Source organism: Corynebacterium sp. KPL4072 (assembly GCF_037908395.1).
GTDB lineage: Bacteria > Actinomycetota > Actinomycetes > Mycobacteriales > Mycobacteriaceae > Corynebacterium > Corynebacterium kefirresidentii.
In genome coordinates, this window is the sequence record NZ_JBBMGE010000007.1 from 100,779 (window position 1) to 125,262 (window position 24,484).

19 protein-coding genes and 1 tRNA gene are annotated in these 24,484 nt (G+C 61.3%); 12 read left to right on the forward strand and 8 right to left on the reverse strand.

The genetic code is table 11. From position 1 onward, the window contains the following. Nucleotides 1-11: 11 nt before the first annotated feature. The 4 genes from WMP97_RS08710 to thrE form a co-directional block, all read right to left on the reverse strand. On the reverse strand, nt 12-530 hold the full coding sequence (locus WMP97_RS08710) for an META domain-containing protein (RefSeq protein ID WP_239205507.1): 519 nt from the start codon (nt 528-530) through the stop codon (nt 12-14). After that, nucleotides 527-1,969 (reverse strand): alpha,alpha-trehalose-phosphate synthase (UDP-forming), encoded by a 1,443-nt coding sequence (locus WMP97_RS08715; protein WP_340440314.1) that lies wholly within the window; start codon nt 1,967-1,969, stop codon nt 527-529. The genes WMP97_RS08710 and WMP97_RS08715 overlap by 4 nt, the downstream gene beginning before the upstream one ends. Nucleotides 1,970-1,983: 14 nt before the next feature. Continuing rightward, nucleotides 1,984-2,343, reverse strand: coding sequence for a hypothetical protein (locus WMP97_RS08720; RefSeq protein WP_023019892.1), 360 nt, complete (start codon nt 2,341-2,343; stop codon nt 1,984-1,986). 86 nt (nt 2,344-2,429) lie between these two features. Beyond that, nucleotides 2,430-4,166 carry a threonine/serine exporter ThrE gene (gene thrE, locus WMP97_RS08725; RefSeq protein WP_340440315.1) on the reverse strand — a complete coding sequence of 579 codons (1,737 nt, stop codon included), beginning with the start codon at nt 4,164-4,166 and terminating at the stop codon, nt 2,430-2,432. A 151-nt stretch (nt 4,167-4,317) separates the two neighbouring features. Here thrE and WMP97_RS08730 point away from each other — a divergent pair. Further along, nucleotides 4,318-4,390, forward strand: a tRNA-Thr gene (locus WMP97_RS08730). Between the two features lie 27 nt (nt 4,391-4,417). Here the strand turns inward: WMP97_RS08730 and WMP97_RS08735 are convergent. Together WMP97_RS08735 and WMP97_RS08740 are read right to left on the reverse strand one after the other, a co-directional pair. Further along, entirely contained in the window at nt 4,418-4,972 is a 555-nt protein-coding gene (locus WMP97_RS08735) for a TetR/AcrR family transcriptional regulator (RefSeq protein WP_284835443.1), read from the reverse strand. After that, complete coding sequence (locus WMP97_RS08740; RefSeq protein ID WP_340440317.1) at nt 4,938-6,449, reverse strand: MFS transporter; 1,512 nt, start codon at nt 6,447-6,449, stop codon at nt 4,938-4,940. Before WMP97_RS08740 ends, WMP97_RS08735 begins: the two co-directional genes overlap by 35 nt. A gap of 172 nt (nt 6,450-6,621) precedes the next feature. Between WMP97_RS08740 and WMP97_RS08745 the strand changes: the two genes are divergently transcribed. The 3 genes from WMP97_RS08745 (at nt 6,622) to WMP97_RS08755 (ending at nt 10,776) form a co-directional block, all read left to right on the forward strand. After that, nucleotides 6,622-8,367 carry a pyruvate dehydrogenase gene (locus tag WMP97_RS08745; protein WP_248100165.1) on the forward strand — a complete coding sequence of 582 codons (1,746 nt, stop codon included), beginning with the start codon at nt 6,622-6,624 and terminating at the stop codon, nt 8,365-8,367. Nucleotides 8,368-8,553: 186 nt separating this feature from the next. After that, on the forward strand, nt 8,554-9,258 hold the full coding sequence (locus WMP97_RS08750) for a response regulator transcription factor (protein ID WP_023019887.1): 705 nt from the start codon (nt 8,554-8,556) through the stop codon (nt 9,256-9,258). 12 nt (nt 9,259-9,270) lie between these two features. Continuing rightward, nucleotides 9,271-10,776 carry a sensor histidine kinase gene (locus WMP97_RS08755; protein WP_023019886.1) on the forward strand — a complete coding sequence of 502 codons (1,506 nt, stop codon included), beginning with the start codon at nt 9,271-9,273 and terminating at the stop codon, nt 10,774-10,776. Here the strand turns inward: WMP97_RS08755 and WMP97_RS08760 are convergent. After that, nucleotides 10,773-11,204: an HIT family protein gene (locus WMP97_RS08760; protein WP_023019885.1), complete on the reverse strand. Its 432-nt coding sequence runs from the start codon at nt 11,202-11,204 to the stop codon at nt 10,773-10,775. The two genes, WMP97_RS08755 and WMP97_RS08760, sit on opposite strands and share 4 nt — an antisense overlap. 35 nt (nt 11,205-11,239) lie before the next feature. Between WMP97_RS08760 and purD the strand changes: the two genes are divergently transcribed. The 5 genes from purD to WMP97_RS08785 all read left to right on the forward strand — a co-directional run bounded on the left by purD (nt 11,240) and on the right by WMP97_RS08785 (nt 17,912). After that, nucleotides 11,240-12,514, forward strand: coding sequence for a phosphoribosylamine--glycine ligase (gene purD, locus WMP97_RS08765; protein WP_034655982.1), 1,275 nt, complete (start codon nt 11,240-11,242; stop codon nt 12,512-12,514). A gap of 41 nt (nt 12,515-12,555) precedes the next feature. Beyond that, on the forward strand, nt 12,556-13,986 hold the full coding sequence (gene purB / locus WMP97_RS08770; protein ID WP_023019883.1) for an adenylosuccinate lyase: 1,431 nt from the start codon (nt 12,556-12,558) through the stop codon (nt 13,984-13,986). 116 nt (nt 13,987-14,102) lie between these two features. Next, nucleotides 14,103-14,996, forward strand: a complete 894-nt coding sequence (locus WMP97_RS08775) for a phosphoribosylaminoimidazolesuccinocarboxamide synthase (protein ID WP_239205525.1) — start codon at nt 14,103-14,105, stop codon at nt 14,994-14,996. 52 nt (nt 14,997-15,048) lie between these two features. Beyond that, on the forward strand, nt 15,049-17,172 hold the full coding sequence (locus tag WMP97_RS08780; protein WP_340440319.1) for a S9 family peptidase: 2,124 nt from the start codon (nt 15,049-15,051) through the stop codon (nt 17,170-17,172). A gap of 56 nt (nt 17,173-17,228) precedes the next feature. Further along, on the forward strand, nt 17,229-17,912 hold the full coding sequence (locus WMP97_RS08785; protein ID WP_340440321.1) for a DUF2334 domain-containing protein: 684 nt from the start codon (nt 17,229-17,231) through the stop codon (nt 17,910-17,912). A 213-nt stretch (nt 17,913-18,125) separates the two neighbouring features. Here the strand turns inward: WMP97_RS08785 and WMP97_RS08790 are convergent, their stop codons facing one another. Then, nucleotides 18,126-20,849, reverse strand: a complete 2,724-nt coding sequence (locus WMP97_RS08790; protein WP_340440323.1) for an ExeM/NucH family extracellular endonuclease — start codon at nt 20,847-20,849, stop codon at nt 18,126-18,128. A 232-nt stretch (nt 20,850-21,081) separates the two neighbouring features. On the opposite strand from WMP97_RS08790, the gene purS reads away from it, so the two are divergent. The 3 genes from purS to purL are packed head-to-tail and all read left to right on the forward strand — an operon-like array spanning nt 21,082 to nt 24,331. Further along, nucleotides 21,082-21,324, forward strand: coding sequence for a phosphoribosylformylglycinamidine synthase subunit PurS (gene purS, locus WMP97_RS08795; protein ID WP_023019878.1), 243 nt, complete (start codon nt 21,082-21,084; stop codon nt 21,322-21,324). Then, complete coding sequence (gene purQ / locus WMP97_RS08800; RefSeq protein ID WP_023019877.1) at nt 21,325-22,008, forward strand: phosphoribosylformylglycinamidine synthase subunit PurQ; 684 nt, start codon at nt 21,325-21,327, stop codon at nt 22,006-22,008. A 13-nt stretch (nt 22,009-22,021) separates the two neighbouring features. Beyond that, on the forward strand, nt 22,022-24,331 hold the full coding sequence (purL, locus tag WMP97_RS08805) for a phosphoribosylformylglycinamidine synthase subunit PurL (RefSeq protein WP_340440324.1): 2,310 nt from the start codon (nt 22,022-22,024) through the stop codon (nt 24,329-24,331). Nucleotides 24,332-24,484: the final 153 nt, after the last annotated feature.

The window sequence follows — 24,484 nt, forward strand, 5'->3', positions numbered from 1 at the left end:
AGCCTACGTATTTAATTGCCGAGGGAAACCAACTTGATAGACGGCGAGTCCACCTCATCTGTAACCAGCTCTAAGACCAGCTGGTTATTGCTATTGACGGTGTAGTGGAAATCGCGGCCAGTGGAAATCAAGTTGCGCAGCAGGTTATCGGCCCACACGGACGCGCCATGGCAATCCTGGGCGGTCTCGTCATAATCCACCTCATCAAAGTGCAGGCGGTTGCCGTCCTGGATATTTTGGCGCTCCTCATCGGCGGAATAGGTCACCTTTCCCACCATTTGGGTGCAGCCGGTGGTGCCTACCAGCGTAGATTCACCAAAGCTCAACGTGGGTGCCTGCGGGATGGATTCGGGGATGGTAGAGGCAGCATCCGGGGTGGTGTTGATGGAGACTACCTGCCACTGTTTATCCAGGATCTGCTCATCACCAGGGGCCTGGGGCTCTTCTTCGCCGGAGCCGCAGGCAACTAGCAGCGTGGCGGCGCACGCAGCGGCGAGCGGAGTAATGAGGCGGGCACAGCGAGGCATCATGCGCCAGCCTCCTCGGCGTCGGCATGGCGCAGGCAGCTCAGGAAGGACTGGGACCATAGCTGTACGTCGTGCTCAGTGACCTGCTGGTGCATGGCGAGCATGCGCTGGGACATGGCAGAGGGGGCATCGTCAAGCGCGGTGAGCGCATTGAGCAAGGCGGCCTTGACGGACTCGATATCGAAGGGGTTGCACAGGTAGGCCTGGCTGAGCTCATCGGCAGCGCCGGCAAACTCGGAGAGCACTAGCGCGCCCGAACCATCGTCGTGGCAGGCCACGTATTCCTTGGCCACCAGATTCATGCCATCCTTGAAGGGGGTGACCAGCATGACATCGGCCATCCGGTAATAGCTGCGCAGCAGGCTTTTAGCCACGCCCCGGTGCTGGTAGTGCACCACCGGGTGTCCCACGCGGGCAAAGCGCCCGTTGATGCGGCCGACGGCCTCTTCCACCTTGGAGCGGGTGGCCTTGTAATGATCAAGTCGCTCGCGCGACGGCGTGGCCAGCTGCACCATTGCTACTTCTTCCGGGTCGAGTGCTCCGGACTCCAGCAGCTCCTCAAAAGCAGTCAGCCGCTGCAGGATGCCCTTGGTGTAATCGAGGCGATCCACTCCCAGGATAATGCGCTTGTGCGAGCCCAGCTCTTCGCGCAGCTTGGCGACGTCCCGCTCATCCTCCGCAGTGAACCTGGCAAAGTCCTTCGCGGCGATAGAGATGGGAAAAGCCCCCACGCCGATGGTGCGTCCCTGCGGTAGGTGAATATGTGCGGTGACCTCGCGGGTACTGGCCTCGCCTTCCACGTCGAGGCCGTGGCGGTGGGCGAGCTCGAGGAAGTTGCGGGCATTGGCCTCCAAGTGGAAGCCAATGAGATCCGCGCCGAGCAGCCCGCGCACGAGTTCCTCGCGCCACGGCAGCTGGCGGAAGAGATCGGCAGAGGGGAAGGGGATATGCAAGAAGAACCCGATGGTGAGATCGGGGCGCTTTTGGCGCAGGATGCCGGGCAAAAGTTGTAGCTGGTAGTCCTGGACCCACACGGTGGCACCCTCGGCGGCGACCTCGGCTACCTCATCTGCAAAGCGCAGGTTGACCTCGCGATAGGCGTGCCACCAATCGCGGTCGTAGGTAGGGGTGACGATGAGATCGTGGTAGAGCGGCCACAGGGTGGCATTGGAAAAGCCCTCATAAAAGCCCTCGAAATCGGACTCGGTGAGCTTGACCGGATGCAGCAGCACGCCGGCATCGGTGCGGAAGGGCTCAGGTGCGGTGTCAGTCACGCCGGGCCACCCTACCCAGCAGCCCTGATGGGACTCCAGGACCGGGGACAAGGCGGTGACCAGTCCGCCTGGCGAGGGTGTCCACGTATGGCTGCCATCGGGCCGGGTTTCTAGATCAACCGGCAGGCGGTTGGCCACCACCACGAAGTCATTGCCATGCTCACTCATGGTGCAAGAATAACTTAAGACTTCTTAGCAGACTTCTTTGTTGCCTTCTTAGAGGCCTTCTTCGTCGCTTTCTTCGTGGCCTTCTTGGTCGACTTCTTTGTCGATTTCTTGGTGGACTTTTTGGTCGACTTCTTCGTGGACTTCTTGCTGGATTTCTTGGTCGACTTCTTCGGGGCGGCATCGGCCTGCTCCGCCAGTACCTTCTTGTGTACCAAGCCCTTGGGCTCCACGCCCAGCATGGACATCAGGGTCACGCCGTCGAGGAAGTCCTGGGCGTAGGTGGCCACGATGCGGCGGGCTGCGCGGGAGGTCTCCTCCTCAAGGGCGTGATTCTGGTCAGCCTGTGGGTGGGTGTCTTGGACCTTGGGTGGCACGACGTGTCCTCCTGAACGTTGTGGAAACTACTTAAGCGCTTGCAAGAAAAGCTATCAGAGCAAATATTGTACGCTACCGGCGGCGTTTAGGGCCGCTCGGGTCCGGATTCGGTGCCCGGCTGCTCCGGTTTCTGGGCACGAAACGTTTCGGTGCCCGGCACGGTATAGGTGGTCTTCTCGTGCTGCTGCGGCTGCGCCGGCCACTGAGAATCCTCCGGCCACAGGTCCGCGGCGGAGCGGGTATGCGGCCCGTGGTTTTGGGCCTCGTGGCGCGGGTGCTGCTGCGGCGGCTTCGGCCCGCGCTTGGGTGGTAACTCCGGGCGATTGACGCGCGGGGCAAATGGGGACATCGGCACACGCGGGATTCGCGGGGCCTTGCGGGCCAAGTGCGTGGCCTTGTGGAAGGAGAAGCGGCCGATGCGCTTGAAAGCGGAGTAGGGGCGGAAGTACTGCGGGCGGCGCAGGCGGCGGGCCACGCGCTCGCCTAACACCACTCCGGCGGCCAGCGCGCCGGAAATGGCTAGCGCCATTGCCATGTTGGTAAAGCCGGTAATCATCTGCTCATTGAGCGAGGCGTACATGCCGCGGTAGAGCATGAGGCCGGGGAGCATCGGCGTATAGCCCACGATCATGGTGATAAGCGGCGGGATGCCCCAACGGCGCGACATCAAGCCGCCGGCCAGGCCGACGACCACAGCGGACAGGCCCGAGGCAATCACCGGGCCGATGCCAAACGGCACCACCACGAAGTAATAGAAGATCATGCCGGCCGCGGCGGTAAGCCCCGACATGGTGATCTCGATCCAGGCAGCCCCGCAGGCTAGCGCAAAGGCGGCGGAGCCGGTGCCACCGAGCACCACCAGCAGCGGAATCTCGTGGTAGACCGGCGGGGCCAGCGTGGCCAGCGGCGGCAGGTTAAAGCCCAGCGAATCAGCCAGCTGGATGCCCACGCCCACGCCAGCGATGATGGCGCCGGTAGATAGCAGCGCCTCAAAGAAGCGGGCGGAGGAGGTTACGGGGGCGCGCGTGATGCCGTCGACCAGCGATTGCACCAAGGTTAGACCCGCTACCAGCACGATGATGCCGGAGGCGATGATCTGTGCCGGCGAGAAATTAATGCCGAACGAGGCCGCCACGTTGTACAAAATGGCGGCAGGGAAGACAGCGAAGAAGCCACCGACCACATTCTGATAGAAGGGCGGCAAGCGATAGTTGGCCAACCAAGCGTTCAGACCCATGATGAAGGCGGAAACCACAAAGGCCACCACGCCGACGAGCAGATCGCCGCCGAGCATCATGGAAATCAGGCCACCCATCGCGCCCCAGCCGAGCATGACCGTGGCCGGCTTATAAGGGGCGGGCATGCGGTCAATCTCGTCGAGGCGCTGCTCCGCCATGGCCGGTGGCATCTGGCCGGAGTGGATAGAGCGAATGAGCTTATCGACGGCCGAGAGCTTGGAAAAATCCACGCCAATGCTCGGCACCACACGGAAGACGTGCAGGTTTTGGCGCTGCTCGCCGGTGCCGATGGTGGTGTGGATGGTGATGGTATTCATCAAGATATCCACGTGGCAGTAGTGCAAGCCATAGGAAGATGCCGCCAGGTGTACCTGGGCGCGGGCATCCGAGTTAGCCGTACCGGCGCCGATGAGGATTTCACCAATGCGGGCGGCGATCTCCATGACGCCGGTGACCTGGGCGGCATCATGGAGATCGACCGGGGCGAGTGGCGATGGCGGCGGTGCGGCTTTAGCCGCGTCGATGATGGCTACTTGGCCCGAGGAAGCGCGCAGGCGCTCCCGCATAGCGGACAAAAATGACACGGAAATAACCCTCGAAAAAGCGCTGAGAAAGTGGGATAGATTCTGCCTGAACTTTAGCCCCTGTACCCTGTCAATGCATAGATGGGGGACCGGCTTTCCCTTTAGCGTTGGTGCTCGGGTACTATGCAACGAGCGGGATATCTCCCGCGGTGCTGGAGTGGCGCAATTGGTAGCGCAACGCACTTGTAATGCGTAGGTTGCGAGTTCAAGTCTCGTCTCCAGCTCAAAAGGAGGCTGGGTCCAGCGTGGGCCTAGCCTTCGTGGTGTTTTGTGGGGGCATCAATAAGCCCAAAAAGCCGGTCAACCATGCGTTGGCGGTTAGCGGGGGAGAGCTTGCGCTGGTTGAGGTGATCGTGCACCCACAGCCCCGTACTAAGCAACATGACGAGTAGGTCATCCTCGTCCGTCTCGGCGGCGGAAGGATCCACCATCCACCGTGCATCCACATCTGCCCACTGGGCAGAAAAATCTGGGTGGGTCTGGGAGTGCACGCACATCAACAGCTTGACGAGGGGATCTTTTTTACCCATGGATAGCACCAAGGCGCGGGAGCGCTCGGCCAAGCTGAGCTCGCTGGCAGGGTGGCCGCCGGCTAGTTGCTCGAGCTCTTCTTCCCAGCGCTCAGCGCAAAAGCGGTGACAATCTACCAGCAGGTTGTGGCGGGTAGGAAAGTGGTAGATGAGACCGGACTTGGACATGCCGGTCGCCTGCGCCAGGGAGTCATAGGTAAGGCCGGAGACATCCTCGGCGGCGATGATGTCGAGCGCAGCTTCAAGGGCTGCGGTCTTTTTGTTGATTCGCGGCATGGGGATCTCCTGATTTGGGGTTATCGCGGAAGCACCAGGCGGTTATCGCGGCTAGGAGTAAGGCGAAGCAAGCCAGGCCGCCGATGGTGGAAAGATACCCGGCATTGTAGGCGCTGGCGGCGGTCGCGTGGGAAGCGGGGTGATGCAGCGCGTCGGTTCCTAGTTCTGCGAGGTGAGGTGGGAGTTCGCGGGCCATGAGTAAAGGCACGAGGGTGCCGGTCAGGGCAATGGAAATCAGGGTGCCAAATTCATAGGAGACCGCCTCTACGCCAGCGGCCATGCCGGTGCGGTGGAGGGGCGCGGCATTGATGATGGCGGTTGAGGATACGGACATGGCAAGGCCCGCGCCTAGGCCGGTGAGGACGAGCGCGACAACGAGTAGGGCAAGCGCCTCGCCTCGGGTTGCGAGCAACAGGATCATGCCGGTGGCCATAAGGAGGAATCCGCCGCTTATGAGCGGGAGGAATCCCAGGCGATGCAATGTGGCGCCGCCCAGGATGGAGGTAGGGATGGCAGATAGCGCCATGGCGGAGATGATAAGGCCGGCGTGGAGGGGTGAGAGGGCGTCGACAAGCTGCAGCTTTTGGGTGCTGAGTAGCTCCAGGCCGGACATACCGAACATGGCACCGCCGGCCGCTAAGGCCCCGCCGCTGAAGACGCGGGAGCCAAAGATGTCGAAGGTCAGAAGGGGATCTGACAAGCGGGTCTGGCGGTGGGCAAAGGCGAGCGCGCCGCAGACGAAGACGGCAGCCGCAGCGACGCTCACCGGCCACGCGTGTGGCAGGGATTTTATGGCCAGTACCAGGCTGGTAAGAGTGATAAGGGAATACAGGGACGAAGGAAAGTCCCAGTGTTTAAGGGGGTTTGGGGCGTTTGGCGGAGCTAGGAGCAAGGTCAACGCGAGGGCAAGGGCCACGACCGGGACATTGAGTAGGAATACTGAGCCCCACCAGAAGTGCTCCAAAAAGAAGCCGCCCACGGTGGGGCCGGCCGCCGCGCCGATGACGGCGACGGAACCCCAAATGCCAATGGCCGTGTTGCGCTCCACCTCATCGGGAAAGGTAAGGCGGATAAGCGCAAGGCTCGACGGCATCATGATGGCGGCGCCGCAGCCGAGGAAGGCCCGGCTTAGGACCAGCGTCCAGGCGCTGGGGGAATAGGCGGCGAGTAGGGAGGCGCCGCCAAAAATGGCCAGACCGATGAGGAACATCCGCCGGTGGCCGGTGCGATCACCTAGCGTGCCGGTACCGAGAAGGAGACCGGAGAGTACCAACGCGTAGGCGTTGATAATCCATAGTTGCTGGGTATCGGTGGTATGCAATTGCTGCGATAGTTGCGGCAATGCGGTGTAGAGGATGGAATTATCCAGCCCAACCATGAGTAACCCCAGAGAGATGACGGCGCAGAAAGACCACCGTTGTGCGGCCGTGGAGGCCGGAGCGGTGCGGCTTCGTGCGCGGGGCGGGTGGATACTCATAGCAGAGTAAACAGTACCGAACGGTCGTTATAGTTTACAGTCGAAGATAGGTTAGTATTACCTTCCTCACAGCTGGACGCAGTGTGTGAGTGTATAGGAGAATAGTGGACTTTCCTGCGGTGTAAGTAGCACAGTGGTATTAGCACCAATTAAGAGTTAAGGATGATAATTAATGGCACGTAACTATGCAGAACAGCTAGTTGACACCCTAGAAAAGCAGGGTGTCGAGCGCATTTATGGCCTAGTCGGTGACTCTCTGAATCCGATCGTGGATGCAGTACGTCGCTCCTCCATCGAGTGGATTCACGTCCGCAATGAGGAGGCTGCAGCCTTCGCCGCTGAGGCAGATTCCCTGACCACCGGCAAGCTGGCAGTATGTGCTGCATCCTGCGGTCCGGGCAACACTCACCTCATCCAGGGCCTGTATGACGCCCACCGCAACGGCGCCAAGGTTCTGGCGCTGGCTTCCCACATTCCATCCCGCCAGATCGGCTCCAAGTTCTTCCAGGAGACCCACCCAGAGGCAATCTTCCAGGAGTGCTCTGGTTATTGCGAGATGGTCAATTCCGCAGAGCAGGGCGGTGTTGTCCTGCACCACGCCATTCAGTCCACCATGGCGGGCAACGGTGTTTCCGTGCTGGTCATCCCGGGCGACGTCTCCATGCAGGACGCCGACGATGACTCCTTTGTGGAGTCTAAGATCTCTACCGGTCGCCCGGTTGTCTTCCCAGACCCAGCCGAGGCTGCGGCCCTGACCCAGGCCATCAACGAGGCTAAGACTGTCACCCTCTTCGTTGGTGCTGGCGTCAAGGATGCCCGCGAACAGGTGCTGAAGCTGGCGGAGAAGATTAAGGCTCCTATCGGCCACGCCTTGGGTGGCAAGATGTACATCCAGTACGAGAATCCATTCGATGTGGGCATGAATGGCCTGCTGGGCTACGGCGCAGCACACGAGGCCACCCACGAGGCTGACCTGCTCATCCTGTTGGGCACCGACTTCCCGTACAACGACTTCCTGCCGGATGCCAATGTGGCACAGGTGGACATCAACGGCTCCCACATCGGCCGCCGCACCAAGATTTCTTATCCGGTTACCGGCGATGTAGCCGCTACCATCGAGAACATCCTGCCGCACGTGGATGAGAAGAAGGACCGCTCCTTCTTGGATAAGATGCTCAAGAAGCACTACGGCAAGCTGGAGCACGTCGTGGAGGCCTACACCTCCAACGTGGAAAAGCACACCCCGATCCACCCAGAGTACGTTGCAGACCTCATCGATAGGAACGCGGATGAAGACGCCATCTTCACCGTCGATACCGGCATGTGCAACGTGTGGGGCGCTCGCTACATCACTGCCAACGGCAAGCGCGAGCAGATTGGCTCCTTCCGCCACGGCACCATGGCCAACGCCCTGCCACAGGCGCTGGGTGCACAGGCCGCTAACCCTGGCCGCCAGGTCATCACCTTCTCTGGTGACGGCGGACTATCCATGCTGATGGGTGAGCTGCTGACCGTAAAGCTCCACAACCTGCCTATCAAGATGTTCGTGTTCAATAACTCTTCCCTGGGCATGGTCAAGCTGGAGATGCTGGTGCAGGGTCTACCGGAGCACGAGACCGACCACGAGTCTGTCAACTTTGCCAAGATTGCAGAGGCTTCCGGTATCAAGCACTTCCGCATCGAGGATCCGAAGGAAGCTCCGGAGCAGATCAAGAAGGCGTTGGCCTACAACGGCCCGGCTCTTATCGACGTCGTTACTGACCCCAACGCCCTGTCCCTGCCACCAACGCTGACCATCGAGCAGCTCATGGGCTTCTCCAAGGCCGCAACCCGCACCGTTCTGGACGGTGGTGTGGGCCAGATGATCACCATGGCAAAGTCCAACCTGCGCAACATCCCACGCCCGCAGGACTTCTAAATAGCGCGCCGCGTTAGTTACCACGCTCTTCCTCACTAGGGGAGGGGCGTGGTTTTCTTTTGCGGCGACCAGGGCGAGCATCTATGTTCACAGGATTCAGCCAGAAACTCTTCAGTAGGCTGGGAAGCAAGCGTGTCATGATTGCGTGATAGAAATTCGCAACCTTTAAGGGAGTCTGAGGAGAACATGGAAGACAAAAAACTCGCCAAGGTTCTTGTCGTCGATGACGAGCCCAATATTGTGGAGCTGCTCACCGTATCGTTGAAGTTCCAGAACTTCGAGGTCTTCAGCGCCAATTCCGGCCACGAGGCGCTGCGCGTAGCCCGTGAGGTAAACCCTGATGCCTACATCCTGGACGTGATGATGCCGGGCATGGACGGCTTCGAGCTGCTAGGAAAGCTGCGTCAGGAGGGGCTGGACGGCCCGGTGCTGTACCTCACGGCAAAGGATGGGGTGGACCAGCGCATCCACGGCCTGACCATCGGTGCGGATGATTATGTGACCAAGCCATTTAGCTTGGAAGAGGTCATCACCCGCCTGCGCGTCATCATGCGCCGCGGTGGTGCGGCGGAAGAATCCACCAACGACGCCACCATGAGCTACGCAGATTTGACGCTTAATGATGACACCCATGAGGTCACCAAGGCCGGTGAGCTCATCGAGCTTTCCCCCACCGAGTTCAATCTGCTGCGCTACCTCATGCAGAACAAAGAAGTGGTGCTGTCTAAGTCCAAGATTTTGGATAACGTGTGGCACTACGATTTCGGCGGCGATGGCAACGTGGTCGAGTCCTATATCTCCTACCTGCGCCGCAAGATTGATACGGGCGATACCCAGTTGATCCACACCGTGCGCGGCGTGGGTTATGTACTGCGCACCCCGCGCTCCTAAAGTGCTGTGGTAATGGAAGATTCACAGGAGACCCAGGGCCAGGCGCCTGCGCCAGCGGCAGCGCGCCCGCAATCCATGTGGCATGAAGGCCTAGGGCAAGACGAGGGGGAGGACAAGTCCTCCAAGCGGCGGATGTTTTCCCAGATTCCGCAGGCAATGCCGCTGCGTACGTGGTTGGTCATCCTCCTTGTCGTAGTCTCTGGGCTGGGTATTACAGGCTCGTCCTTTGCGGTGAACTCCATTATGCGCAATGTGCTCTTTAATAACGTCGATGATGAGCTGCGCTCCGCATCGACTACGTGGGCACGCGATATCAGCAATGACTTCTTTATCGGTGATCACACTAAGCGCCCGCCTACCGAATACGTGGTGCTGAACTACCTGCCCAATGGCACCATCCGCTATTCGGGGCCGTCTTCGACCACACCGAATGCGGAGAATATCCCGCTTGGCGGCTATCCCACCACCGTTGGGTCCATCGAGAACAATACCAAGTGGCGCGCGCTGGCTTTTGCGGATTCTAATGGCGTCATCACGGTCATCGCTAAGGATATGACCCATGAAAAGGAAATCCTGCACGGCCTGGCGATGGTGCAGGTGACCATCGCCGCCATCGCCTTGGCCGCCATTGCGGCCGTGGGTTTCTGGTTTATCCGCAGGGCGTTGCGGCCGCTGCGGGTGGTGGAAAAGACGGCGTCGGAAATCGCGGCGGGCGACCTGGACAAGCGCGTTCCCAAGTGGCCGCTGCATACCGAGGTGGGCCAGCTGGCCGCCGCGCTCAATATTATGCTGGGGCAGCTACAGCGCTCCGTCGTGCGTGCGCAGGACAAAGAGGAACAGATGCGCCGCTTCGTAGGTGATGCCTCGCACGAGCTGCGCACGCCGCTTACTAGCCTGCGCGGCTATACCGAGCTTTATCGCTCCGGTGCCACCAAGGACGTGGACATGGTCTTTTCTAAGATCGATGATGAATCGAAGCGCATGTCCCTGCTGGTGGAGGATTTGCTGGCGCTTACCCGCGCCGAGGGTACACGCCTCGACCTGCGTCCGGTGGATCTATTGGAACTGGCCCTGTCCGTAGGCTCGTCCGCGCGTGCGGCCTTCCCCGGCCGCGAGATTTCGGTGGCCAATGATGCCAAGTCCATCCCCGTGGTCAATGGTGATGCCAGCCGCCTGCACCAGGTGCTGCTTAACCTAGTGACCAATGGCATCCGCCACGGCGGCGAGGGGGCCACGGTGACGCTGCGCCTGCGCCGTGAAGCCAATGACGTGCTGATCGATGTCATCGATGATGGCAAAGGCATGTCCAAAGAAGATGCGGCGCATATCTTCGAGCGCTTCTACCGCGCGGATACCTCGCGCACCCGCGATACCGGCGGTTCCGGCTTGGGCTTGGCCATCGTGCACTCCCTAGTGGAACAGCACGATGGCAGCATTAGCGTCGACTCCGAGCTCGGCCGCGGCACCACCTTTACGGTGCGCCTGCCCGCGCTTGCCGACGCCCCCTCTGAGTCCTAGTCCTCCTCCCGAAAGCCTTCCTCGTTGCAGCCCAGGTGCTGGCGGATGCGGGCGGCCGCCTCATCCATCGCGGCATCGTCGGTGTTATCGGCGTCGAAGGCCTTGGCAAAGTCATACTCTTCCATCTTCTCGGTAGGGAAGAGATGGATGTGGGTATGCGGGACGTCGAATCCGGCGATGATATAGCCAGTGCGCGGGGTATTGAACGCGGTCTTGATGGCACCGCCGATTTCCAGGGCGACCTCGTTGAGGTGGGCCCAGGTCTGCGGATCCAGGTCGGTCCACTTATCTACTTCCTCGATGGGCACGACCAGGGTGTGGCCGTAGCGCAGCGGCTCGATGGAGAGGAAAGCCACGCAGGTCTCATCGCGGTAGACAAAGCGAGCGGGTAGTTCACCGTTAATGATCTTGCTAAATACAGAAGCCATGTGTGCCAGGCTACCCGCTGGTTATGATGGTGGGCATGCGCATTCTCGTAATTGGTTCGGGCGGCCGTGAACACGCCCTTGTGAAGGGCCTGTCCGCCGACCCCCAGAGCACCGAAATCCACGCCGCGCCGGGCAGCGCGGCCATGTCCACTCTCGCCACGGTCCACCCGGAATACTCCCAGGTAGATGACGTGGATCGCATGGTAGAACTGGCCCGGGATATCGCCGCAGATCTCGTCGTCATCGGTCCCGAGGTGCCGCTCGTTGCTGGCGTGGCAGACGCCCTGCGCGCCGCCGGCATCGCGGTCTTCGGCCCCAGCAAGGAAGCAGCCCAGATCGAGGGATCCAAGGCCTTTGCCAAGGACGTCATGGAGGCGGCAGGCGTTAAGACCGCTCGCGCGGAACAGCTGCGCCCAGGTGCGGCCGAGGAAGACATTGAGGCCGCGCTCGACCGCTTCGGCCCACAGTTTGTGGTCAAAGACGATGGTCTTGCCGGCGGCAAAGGCGTGGTGGTCACCGCGGACCGCGCCGCTGCCCGCGCTCACGTAGATACCGTCCTTGCCGCCGGCAATCCGGTGTTGCTGGAGTCTTTCCTCGATGGACCTGAAATTTCGCTTTTCTGCCTGGTTGACGGCGAGACCGTCGTCCCGCTGCTGCCAGCTCAGGACCACAAGCGCGCCTATGACAACGACGAAGGCCCCAATACCGGCGGCATGGGGGCGTACACCCCGTTGCCGTGGCTGCCGGAGGAGGGCGTGCAGCGCATCGTGGACGAGGTTTGCGTCCCTGTGGCCAAGGAGATGGTATGCCGCGGCACCCCATATTCCGGCCTGCTTTATGCCGGCTTGGCGTGGGGCGAAGAAGGCCCGGCCGTAGTCGAGTTCAACTGCCGCTTCGGCGATCCCGAGACCCAGGCCGTGCTTTCCCTTCTCAAGTCCCCACTAGCAGAGGCCCTCCACGCCACCGCGACTGGCACCCTGGCCGAGCTCGCGCCGCTGGAATGGGAGGATGGCTTCGCCGTTATCGTAGTCATGGCGGCAGAAGGCTACCCGGCCTCCCCGCGCAAGGGCGATGCCATCTCCGGAGCTGCGCTGGATGATCCGCAACGCGTCCTGCACGCCGGCACCGTTCACACAGACGGGGCCTACCACACCGCGGGCGGTCGCGTGCTTAGCGTGCTGGGAAAGGGATCCACGCTGGCTGAAGCGCGAGCAGACGCCTACGCCACCGTCGACGGCATCGAGTTTGCGGGTGGTTTTGTCCGCCGGGACATCGGCAAGCGAGCAGAAGACGGTGAGATTTCTCTCTAACCCTTCACCCCGCGGTGGGGCAGGCATGGAATAATAGTCACGTGGCTGAAAAGAAGAAGATTTCCAACGTCCTGTCCTCCCGCTATGCCTCCGCAGAGCTGTCCAACATCTGGAGCCCGGAGCATAAAATCATCCTGGAACGCAAGCTCTGGATTGCGGTTATGCGCGCCCAAAAGGATTTGGGCGTAGACATCCCCTCCAAAGCCATCGATGCCTACGAGGCCGTGGTGGAAGACGTGAACCTCGAGTCCATCGCGGAGCGCGAGCGCGTGACCCGCCACGATGTGAAGGCCCGCATCGAGGAGTTCAATGCGTTGGCCGGTTATGAGCACATCCACAAGGGCATGACCAGCCGTGATCTCACCGAGAACGTGGAACAGCTGCAAATCCACACCTCGCTGGAGATCATCCGCGATAAGGCCATTGCCGTGGTCTCCCGCATCGGCCGTCATGCCGCCGAGTACCAGTCCCTGGTTATGGCCGGCCGCTCCCATAACGTGGCCGCGCAGGCCACCACCCTGGGCAAGCGCTTTGCTACGGCCGGCGATGAGATGCTGCTGGCCATCGAGCGTGTCGAAGACCTTCTTGCGCGCTACCCGCTGCGCGGCATTAAGGGGCCGATGGGCACCTCCCAAGACATGCTGGATCTCATGGGCGGCTCCGAAGACAAACTTGCCTCCCTGGAGACCGCCATCGCGGATTACCTGGGCTTCCACCGCATCTTCAACTCCGTGGGCCAGGTCTACCCACGCTCCCTCGACTTCGACGCCATCTCCGCCCTAGTGGAGCTCGGCGCCGCCCCGTCCTCGTTGGCCACCACCATCCGCCTGATGGCCGGCAATGAGACCGTCACCGAAGGCTTCAAGGAAGGCCAGGTCGGCTCTTCTGCCATGCCGCACAAGATGAACGCCCGCTCCTGCGAGCGCGTTGGTGGCCTGCAGGTCATCCTCCGCGGCTACCTCACCATGGCCGCAGACCTGGCCGGCCAGCAGTGGAACGAAGGCGATGTCTTCTGCTCCGTCGTCCGCCGCGTCGCGCTTCCCGACGCCTTCTTTGCCCTCGACGGCCAATTCGAAACCTTCCTCACCGTCCTCGACGAGTTCGGTGCCTTCCCCGCCATGATTGACCGCGAATTGGAGCGCTACCTGCCCTTCCTGGCTACCACCCGCATCCTCATGGCGGCCGTGCGTGCCGGCGTGGGCCGCGAGACCGCCCACGAGGTCATCAAGGAAAACGCCGTAGCCGTTGCGCTCAATATGCGCGAAAACGGTGGCGAGCAGGACTTGGTCCAGCGCCTTGCCGCCGATGACCGCCTGCCCATGGACGAGTCCGACCTCGAGGCCGCCCTGGCCGATAAGCACGCCTTCATCGGCGCTGCCGAGTCCCAGGTCAACCAGGTGCTCAACCGCATTAACGCCTTGGTAGGCGAGCACCCCAAGGCCGCCGCCTATACCCCGGGCGAAATCCTCTAGCCCGCATTTTCCGGCTCCCTTCGCAATTCGATCAAATAGTCCCCGGATCCCGCCCGGATTCCGGGGCTTATTTGATCGAAACCTACTCGCCACCCCTGGGCGCTAGAATGACGGTCATGCGACCTGAGCTTTCTTCATATACCCATCTTGCCTCCGGCAAGGTCCGCGATATCTACGATGTAGACGAAAACACCCTGCTGATGGTGGTTTCGGACCGCATCTCCGCCTACGACCACGCCTTAGAGCCGGCCATCCCGGATAAAGGTCGCGTGCTGACCGCGACCTCGAAGTTCTTCTTCGATTCCATCGATTTTCCCAACCACCTGGCCGGCCCGCTCGATGATGAGCGCATCCCTGCCGAGTGCCTCGGCCGCGCGATGGTAGTCAAGAAATTGGACATGCTGCCCTTCGAGTGTGTGGCCCGCGGCTTTCTCACCGGCTCCGGTTTGAAGGAGTACAAGGCCAATGGCACCGTGTGTGGCATCGAGCTGCCAGATGGCCTCGTGGAGGCTTCCCGCCTGCCCGAGCCCATCTTCACCCCGGCCACCAAGGCGGAGCAGGGCGAGCACGATGAGAACGTGTCCTTCGACTACGTGGTGGACAAGCTAGGCGCCGAGCGCGCCGAGGAGCTACGCGCGGCCACCCTGCGCATCTATTCCACGGCCGCCGCACTCGCGGAGGACAAGGGCATCATCCTCGCCGATACCAAGTTCGAGTTCGGCCTCGACCAGGACGGTACGCTCGTGCTGGCCGATGAGGTCCTCACCCCAGATTCCTCCCGCTACTGGCCGGCTGATTCTTATGTCGAGGGCGAGGTTCAGCCATCCTTCGACAAGCAGTATGTGCGCAATTGGCTGACTTCCGACGCCTCCGGATGGGACCAAGCCGCCGACGGCACCCCACCTCAGCTGCCTGCCGACGTCGTTTCCGCCACCCGCCTGCGCTACATCGAGGCCTACGAGCGGCTGTCCGGCAAGCATTTCGCTGATTTCCTCTCGCCCGAGGACTAACTCCCCGCCGAAGCTCCCGCACCACGGGGTGCCACGCGTACAGTGGGACGGCATGAGCAACGAGAATCTTTCCGCCCCCGTAGCCGCCGTCCACCCCGTGACCCGTTCCTTCCACGGCCGGGAGTTCGTGGATAACTACGAGTGGCTGCGCGATAAGGAATCCCAGGAAACCCTGGATTACCTCAACGCCGAAAATGATTACACCAAGGCGAAGACCGCGCACTTGGAGGAGATGACGGAGAATATCTTCCAGGAGATTAAGTCCCGCATCAAACAGACTGATATGTCCGTGCCCTCCCGCCGCGGCGATTACTGGTACTACGGTCGCACTGAGGAGGGTAAGAGCTACGGTTATTCCTGCCGCCTTCCGGTAGAGGAGGGTTCTGATCCCTGGACCGCCCCGATTATCCCGGAGGAAGGCACCCCGGACGGGGAAGAGATTATCCTCGACGCCAACGCGTTGGCCGAGGGGAAGGACTTCTTCGCGCTCGGTGCCGCCTCCATCTCTGATTCTGGCCGCTACCTAGCCTATTCGGTGGATTTTGCCGGAGATGAGCGCTTTGAACTCTACATCAAGGACCTAGAGACCGGCGAGCTTCTCGACGACCACCTAGAGGGCATTTTCTACGGCGCTACCTGGGCTGGAGACGGCTTTATTTTCTACACCACCGTCGACGATGCATGGCGTCCCGATACCATTTGGCGCCACAAGGTAGGCACCGCGCAGTCCGAGGACGTGCAGGTGTTTAAGGAAGATGACGAGCACTTCAACGTCGGCATCGGCAGCGCCCGCTCTGATAAGTACCTCTTCCTTGGCATAAGCTCCAAGGTGACCTCTGAGGTATGGGTGCTCGAAGAGGACAACCCCGAGGGCGACTTCCGCCTGCTGTGGGAGCGTGAATCCGGCGTGGACTACGACGTCGAACACGCCGTCGTCAAGGGCGAGAACTACTGGATTGTCACCCACAATGCCACCGGCCCCAACTTCGAGGTGGGCTATACCAAGGCCGACGGCGAGCTGCCCGCTCTCCGGGATCTGCCCGCGCTGCTGCCTCATAAGGAAACCACCCGCATCGAGGGCGTGGATACCTACCGCGACCAAATTGTGGTGGGTTACCGCCGCGGCGGCATCGGCCGTGCCGCCATCATGCGCATTAACGACGGCTTTGGCGAATTCGAAGAGCTCAACTTCAACGAAGAGCTTTTCACCGTTTCCGTATCTGGTAACCCGGAGTGGGACGCGCCGGTGCTTCGCGTAAGCTATGTGTCCTTTACCCAGCCCGCCCAGCTTTTCGATTACCGCGTGGACACCGGCGAGTACACCCTGCTCAAGGAGCAAGAGGTTCCCGGTGGTTATAATCCGGATGATTATGTGGCCTACCGCTTGTGGACCACGGCTGCCGACGGCACCGACATCCCCGTCTCCATTGTTCATCGCGCCGATCTTGACCGCACCCAGCCGAATCCGACTCTGCTCTACGGCTATGGCTCCTATGAGGTCAGCGTGGATCCGGCCTTCTCCGTGACCCGCCTGTCCCTGATGGACCGCGGCATGATTTTTGCGGTTGCCCATGTACGCGGCGGCGGCGAGATGGGGCGCACGTGGTACGACGATGGCAAAATGCTCAAAAAGAAAAACACCTTTACTGACTTCATCGCCGTTGCCGATGACCTCATCGCCCGAGGCGTGACCACCGCAGACCAAATGGTGGCCGAGGGCGGTTCGGCCGGCGGAATGCTTATGGGTGCAATCGCCAATATGGCCCCAGACCGCTTTACCGCCATCCAAGCCGTTGTTCCGTTCGTGGACCCGCTGACCTCTATCCTCATGCCGGAACTGCCGCTTACGGTGCCTGAGTGGGAAGAATGGGGCGATCCGTACCACGATCCTGAGGTCTATGACTATATGAAGTCTTACTCGCCGTACGAGAATATTGAGGCCAAAGACTACCCGGACATCCTGGCTATTACCTCGCTAAACGATACCCGCGTGCTCTACGTCGAACCGGCCAAGTGGATTGCCCAGCTGCGGGCGACGGCCACCGGCGGCGAATTCCTGCTCAAGACCGAAATGGCTGCAGGCCACGGCGGAGTGTCCGGCCGTTATGAAAAATGGCGCCAAAACGCCTTTGAGTATGCGTGGACCATCAATAAGGCCACCGGTCTGGAGAAGTAAAACCCGGATAGGGGGCCAGCGCGCGAATCCTGAATTCCTGTGCGATAATTTTTCTTATGAATGGCCACCTTCTGGTATCGATCTCCAGCATCTTTGATGACACACGGAAGCAGGCTAGCCGGCTCCTCTCGATCCTTGATCGAGAGGAGATTCCTGTTTCCCTGCTTATTGCCCCGCATATCGATGGCAATTGGCACCTTGCGAAAGATAAAGACACCAAAAGCTGGCTCCGAGACCAAGCCGATGCCGGCCGCATTCTCATCCTCAACGGTTTCGACCGCTCGGTACAGGGCCGTCGAGCGGAGTTCGCGAATCTCGACTCCCACGAGGCAAAGCTCCGACTCGCGGGTGCTACCCGCCAGATGGCCAAGATGGGCTTCGAGCCCACAATTTTCGCGCCACCGCGCTGGCGCATGTCTCCCGGGACTTTGCAGGTATTGCCTCAGTTCAAATTTGAGGTAGCCGCCTCCACCCGCGGCATTTTGCAGATTAGCTCCGGCAAGTTCCATCAAGCCCGCAACTTGTCCTTTGGCGAGGGATTCGGTTCTGCCAAATGGTGGCGCAAAAACATCATCCGTGCGGCAGAGCGTTCCGCGCAGCGTGGAAATACCGTCCGCCTGTCCGTGTCCGGACGAAACCTAGATGACCGCAAGGTGATCCATGACTTCGTCAAGGCCGCCGACCGCGCCATCAATGCAGGGGCGACCCCTGCCGATTATGGCGCCTTCCTGCCAAATTAGGGAGCGCATTCCCTCGTCAGAGGTTCTGCGAACAAAAGTGGCGGGGATGGTTGGTGGTGTCTATGTCCGGTAGCACGATTTCGTCCATCTAAAACCCTGTTTCCGTCAACGGTTGTAGTGTTTTAGATGGACGAAATCGTTGAAATCGCAAAAATTAAGACCCCGCACGCTTGGGATTTCTCCGAAGCGAGCGGGGTCTGCGTCTGTGGGCGGTTAGCGCTGCAGGCTGGTGATGAAGTTCTTCACTTCCAGCGGCAGCATGCCCCAGATGGGGGCCGGGATGGTCTTCTGGAGGTTGCCGGTCACGGCGAGGAAGCCGGGGATGGCGATAAGACCGGCGATGGCCGCGATGGCGGCGGCGATACCGGCGCCGACAGAGCTAGTGCTGGAGCTAGAACCAGGCTTTTCAGGCTTGTCCTCTGGCTTATCGGAAGGCCTGTCCGCAGGATCGTCTGGCTGGCCGGCGGAGTCGTCCGCGCCGAGGGTGAAGCCGACCTTGACCGGGTCGTGGTCGGAGGCGCGGAATGGGGAGTCATCGTAGAAGTCCACGATGTTGTAGTTGCGGCGGGAGTATTCGAAGGCGACGGGTTCGTCGGCGTTGATGTTCCACACTTGGGCGTCGTCAAGCGTGCCGGTGGCAACCTTATTGGCCAGCACGTGGTCGAGGGTGCCAAGCAGACCGGAGAACTGGTAGGAGGGATCGGCCTCATACTTTTCGGCGGGCACGGTAAAGCCATCGTTGCGGAAGACATCGAGCGCGGTCTCGTGGGTATAGGTATTGAAATCACCGAGGGCGAAAAGTGGCTTATCCTTCCAGTCTTCCTGCTTGTGGAGGGCATCGAGGACGGCCTGTGCCTGCGCGTTGCGCACGTTCGGGTTATTGCCCTGGCCATCGCCGGAATCGGCATCGCCCTTGGCCACCGAGCCCTTGGACTTGAAATGGTTGGCCAAGGCAACGAAGGACTCCTCGCCCTCCTTTAGCGGTTGGAATTCCTGGGCAAGAGGCTCGCGGGCGGTGCCGGTGGAGCGATCGTCCTGGAAGATGCGGGACTCGCCGACAGGCTTCACCACATCCTTGTGGTAGATAAACGCGGTGCGGATGACATCCGGGGAGTCTGGTACGGCGTCCTTGGACGGGGAAGGAACGAAGGCCCACTTATCGGAGCCGGCGGCCTCATTGAGCTTTTCCGTCAGGTGCTTGAGTGCCTTATCGCGCTGGGCAAAGTCACCGGTGACAGCGTAGCCATCTTCGATTTCGGAAAGGCCGATGACATCGGCATCGAGGCCGTTGATGGCCGCGACAATCTTGCGTTCCTGGTCCGCGAGTGCGGATTGGGTATAGGCGCCGCGGGTCTTACCGCGGTTGACCGTGACCTTATTGCCCTCGCGGTCGGTGTAGGCGCTGCCGCCGAGTTCCTCGCCCAGGGAGGTGAAGTAATTCAAAACGTTGAAGGCGCCGATGGTGTATTCGCCCTTGACGTCATCGATGGCGTGCAGCTCAGCCTCGCGGGAGTTCTCCCAAGAGATGGGCAGGTCTGCGCCCGCGGTGTTGCCGGTGACTGGGGTAGTGGGCTGGAAGCGCCACTGCTCGTGAGAAAAGCCTACGATGACCGGGTGCTGGAAAGAGACGGTATCGGTGGTACGCAGGGACTTGATGGTGTGGGCATCATCCTGGGCGATATACGGCAGCGGGGTATTCTGGTCGGTCTTTAAGTAGTCGCGGGTGCGGCCATCGTCCAAGGTGACCAGTTTATCGGCGTTGTCCTTGGTCAGCTTCTGGATATCGGAATTGGGATCCGTGGAAGGGGAGAAGATATCGGAAGGCTGGCGGAAGGCTTCCTTGCCAGGGGCAAGGCCAATCTCGCCGTACTGGTTGAGAGCGTAGTTATTGGTTACGGTGTGCTCGCCGGGCTGGATGAGCATGTGCTCGAAGGGCTCGCGGGCCTCGTTGCCATCGGGAAGCTGATCCACCTTGAGTGGGGTGACCTTCTCTAGCGGGGTATCGAGCTGCGTGACCGTGGAGGCGGTGAGCTGGGTGGAACCGTAGAACTCGGAGACCTTGCCGGTGACCGCAACGGAATCCTCGAGGTCAGGGTACTGGTCGGCCGGCTTATCACCCATGTAGACAAAGATGGCCTGGGAAGCATCGGTAGCTTCGGCACCGGTCCCGCCCGTCTGGATGGTGAAGCCATTGAGGCCACCCTGGCTCCACACGCCGGTGACGACGCCCTCGGTGGCAACGGTCTGGTCCTTGAGCGGGGACTCAGCGCCGGTGCCTTGGATATCCGCGATGGCGGTGACGCCCTCGGGAGCAGGTTGCTCGGGCTCGGCCGGATCCTCAGGCTGAGGGGAGGGAGCCTCATTACCGGTATTAGTCGGGGTGGGAGCGCCACTGGTGAAGTCGGCGGCATTGTCATCGGTATCGGTGCCCTCGGCGTCGCGAGAGGCGGATTTGGCATTGGACAGACCCGCAGCAGCGGTGCTCTCCTTGAGGGAAGCGGCGCCGTAGCCGATGACATCGATGGGGGTTCCGGTGGCGTCGGCAAGCTGCACCGAGCCCTTGGAGCCGGACATATTGAGGCTGCCCTCGGCATCTGGGGCAGGCAGGGCCTCGCCCGCGCCATTGCCGGCCGCGCCCTGCACCAGGAAGTAGCCGTGCGGGGCAATGGTGCCGGAAAGCCCCACCTTGCCGCCGGTGTTGCCGGAGGCGGAGAAGTACTCCACGGTGTATCCGGTCAGGTCAATTGGAGCATCGGTGGGGTTATAGAGCTCGATGAAGTCATGGGTGAAGGCAGCGCCCTTATTGCCGCCTCCCCCGTAGACCTCGGAGATGACGGCAGCGGAGCCATCGGTTGCGGCCGTGGCGGTAGGAACGGCAAGGGCGGCAGAAGACAAGGCGGTGGCAAGTGCCAGCGCGCCGAGGCGGCGAGAACACATAGATTCAACCTTAAAAAGAGAGCGACAGTGTGCGTCGTCTATTAGTAGAGCACCGCGCCAGGCCAGGCGGGAGCGCACGCCGAAGTTTGCTAGAGCGTCGTTTGGGGTTCACGTAGAGTTTGCCCAACCGGGGTGAAACCCACACAGCGGGGGTGAGTCTAGGTAAAAGGCGGGGGTGCCAACTAGACTAAGCCGCGCAGACCAAAGCCCCATACAGTAAGGCAAATATTTCATGGCTCGTGTAGTTGTCAATGTCATGCCCAAGGCGGAGATTCTGGATCCGCAGGGCCAAGCCGTCGTCCGCGCGCTGGGTCGCATCGGGGTATCCGGTGTCAGCGATGTGCGTCAGGGAAAGCGCTTCGAGCTCGAGGTCGATGACTCCGTCACCGCAGAGGACCTAGATAAGGTAGCCGCCACACTGCTGGCCAATACCGTCATCGAGGACTACGAGGTTGTTGGGCTGGAGGTCAAGTAAGTGGCCGCAACAATCGGAGTAATCACTTTCCCCGGAACCCTGGATGATGTGGATGCCGCTCGCGCAGCCCGCACCGCCGGCGCAGAGGTGAAAAGCCTCTGGCACGCAGATAGCGATCTGCACGGCGTGGATGCGGTCGTAGTGCCGGGCGGTTTTTCTTATGGTGACTACCTGCGTTCGGGCGCTATTTCCGCGCTTGCGCCGGTAATGCAGTCCGTTATTGACCGTGCGAAGCAGGGCATGCCGGTGCTCGGCATTTGCAATGGCTTCCAGATTTTGACGGAGGCGGGCCTGTTGCCGGGCGCGCTGACCCGCAATAAGGGCCTGCACTTCCACTGCACCGATACCTTCCTCGAGGTGGCCAATTCCACCACCGCGTGGACCAGCGAGTTTGAGCAGGGACAGAAGATTCTGGTGCCTGCCAAGCACGGTGAGGGCCGCTTCCAGGCCGGTGATGATGACATTGCCCGCATCGAGGGCGAGGGCCGCGTGGTCTTCCGCTATACCGATAATTACAACGGCTCTGTCAACGGCATTGCCGGTGTCAGCGATGAATCTGGCCGCATCGTGGGCCTCATGCCGCACCCAGAGCACGCCATTGACACGCTGACCGGCCCATCCACCGACGGACTGGGACTTTTCGTATCCGCCATCAAGGCCGTCGCCCAAGCGCCGGCGGTTTAAGGAGGCCACTTTAATGACCGTTCATAATGACACCGTAGAAAAGGCGCAGTCCACCCCGGACGAGCAGCAGCCCTACGCGGAGCTCGGCTTGAAGGATGACGAGTACCAGCGCATCCACGATATTTTGGGCCGCCGTCCTACCGACGCGGAGCTGACCATGTACTCCGTTATGTGGTCCGAGCACTGTTCCTATAAGTCCTCCAAGACGCACCTGCGTTATTTTGGCGAGACCATGACCGAGGAGATGGGGGAGAAGATCCTCGCTGGCATCGGTGAGAACGCCGGCGTGGTGGACATCGGAGACGGCAACGCGGTGACCTTCCGCGTGGAGTCCCACAATCACCCGTCCTACGTGGAGCCTTACCAGGGTGCGGCCACCGGCGTGGGCGGTATCGTCCGCGACATCATGGCCATGGGCGCCCGCCCGATTGCCGTGATGGACCAGCTGCGCTTTGGGCCTGCCGACGCCCCCGATACCAAGCGCGTCCTGCCCGGCGTGGTCTCCGGCATTGGCGGCTACGGCAACTCCCTGGGTCTGCCCAATATTGGTGGCGAGACCGTCTTTGATGAGACCTACGCGGGTAACCCGCTGGTCAATGCCCTGTGCGTGGGCACCCTCAAGGTTGATGACCTGAAGCTGGCCTTTGCGTCCGGCAAGGGCAATAAGGTCATGCTCTTCGGCTCCCGCACCGGCTTGGACGGCATCGGCGGCGTATCCGTGCTGGCCTCCGATACCTTCGAGGACGGCGCCGAGCGCAAGCTGCCGGCCGTGCAGGTAGGCGACCCCTTCGCAGAAAAGGTGCTCATCGAGTGCTGCCTGGATCTCTACCACGCCGGCGTGGTCGTGGGCATCCAGGATCTCGGCGGTGCGGGCTTGGCCTGTGCCACCTCGGAGCTGGCAGCGGCCGGCGATGGCGGCATGGAGGTCAACCTCGATAATGTGCCGCTGCGTGCGAAGGATATGACCGCAGCCGAGATCCTCGCCTCCGAGTCCCAGGAGCGCATGTGCGCCGTGGTGGCGCCGGAGAACGTGGAGAAGTTCCGCGAAATCTGCGCGCACTGGGATGTAACCTGCGCCGAGATTGGTGAGGTCACCGAGGGCAATCACCTGGTTATCCGCCACCAGGGTGAGGTCGTCGTGGATGCTCCCGCCGGCACCATCGCGGATGAGGCCCCAGTGTACGAGCGCCCCTATGCCCGCCCGGAGTGGCAGGACGAGCTGCAAAAGTACCAAGGCACCGACAAGCGTGGCCTGGTTGAGTCCTTGCAGAAGCTCGTCTCCTCCCCGTCGCTGTGCTCGCGCGATTTCATCATGAACCAATATGACCGCTACGTGCGCGGTAATACCGTCCAGTCCCATCACGCGGATGCCGGCGTGCTGCGCATCGATGAGGAGACCGGCCGCGGCGTGGCCGTTTCTGCCGATGCTTCCGGCCGCTACACCAAGCTGGATCCAAATATGGGTGCCCGCCTCGCGCTGGCTGAGGCTTATCGCAACGTCGCTGTCACCGGTGCAAAGCCCGTCGCGATTACCAACTGCTTGAACTACGGCTCCCCGGAAAACCCCGACGTGATGTGGCAATTCCGCGAGTCGGTGCATGGGCTTGCCGACGCCGCAGTGGAGCTTTCCATCCCCGTCTCCGGCGGCAATGTCTCCTTCTACAACCAGACCGGCGAGGAGCCGATCCTTCCTACCCCGGTGGTCGGCGTGCTGGGTGTTATCGATGACGTCCACAAAGTCATCGGTAATGAGCTCGGCACCGTGGACGAAAAGGAAGTACTTATCGCCCTAGGTGAGACCAAGGACGAGTTCGGCGGCTCCATCTGGCAACAGGTAAGCGCCGATACTTCCGATGCTTCCTCCCTCAATGGCCTGCCGCCACAGGTGGATATGGCCAACGAGAAGCGCCTGGCTGAGTTCTTCCACGGCAATGAGCTGCTTACCGCCGCGCATGACCTGTCCGAGGGCGGCCTAGCAGTGGCCGCTTTTGAGATGGCTAAGCGCGCTGGTGCGACTGCCGACGGCGCCGGCCTCGGCCTCAACCTGGACCTTTCCGCAGTCCACGAGGACGAATTCGTCGCCGCCTTCTCTGAGTCCGCCTCCCGCGTGCTCGTGGCCACCACCGCCGACCGCGCCGATCAAGTGCTTTCCCGCGCCGGCGAGCTGGGCATCCCAGCCGCCATCGTGGGTGAGACTACCGAAACCGGCGCCCTTACCCTCGGCGGCGAGTCCGTCGCCATCTCCCAGCTGGTCTCCGCCTGGTCCGCCACCCTGCCGGACCTCTTCGACCATGCGGTGGGTGCTAACTCCGTGGTGGAGTAAAATCTCCCGGCGTTGCACACGCAACGAAGCGAGAATGCGGAAAGCCCGGCTTCGGCCGGGCTTTAATGCTCGTTAGCGGCAGGGACAAAGGCTCGGTCTTATAAAGAAAAGCGTCGGGACGAGTTCTTTTCAATCATTTTCCTTTCAGGCAAC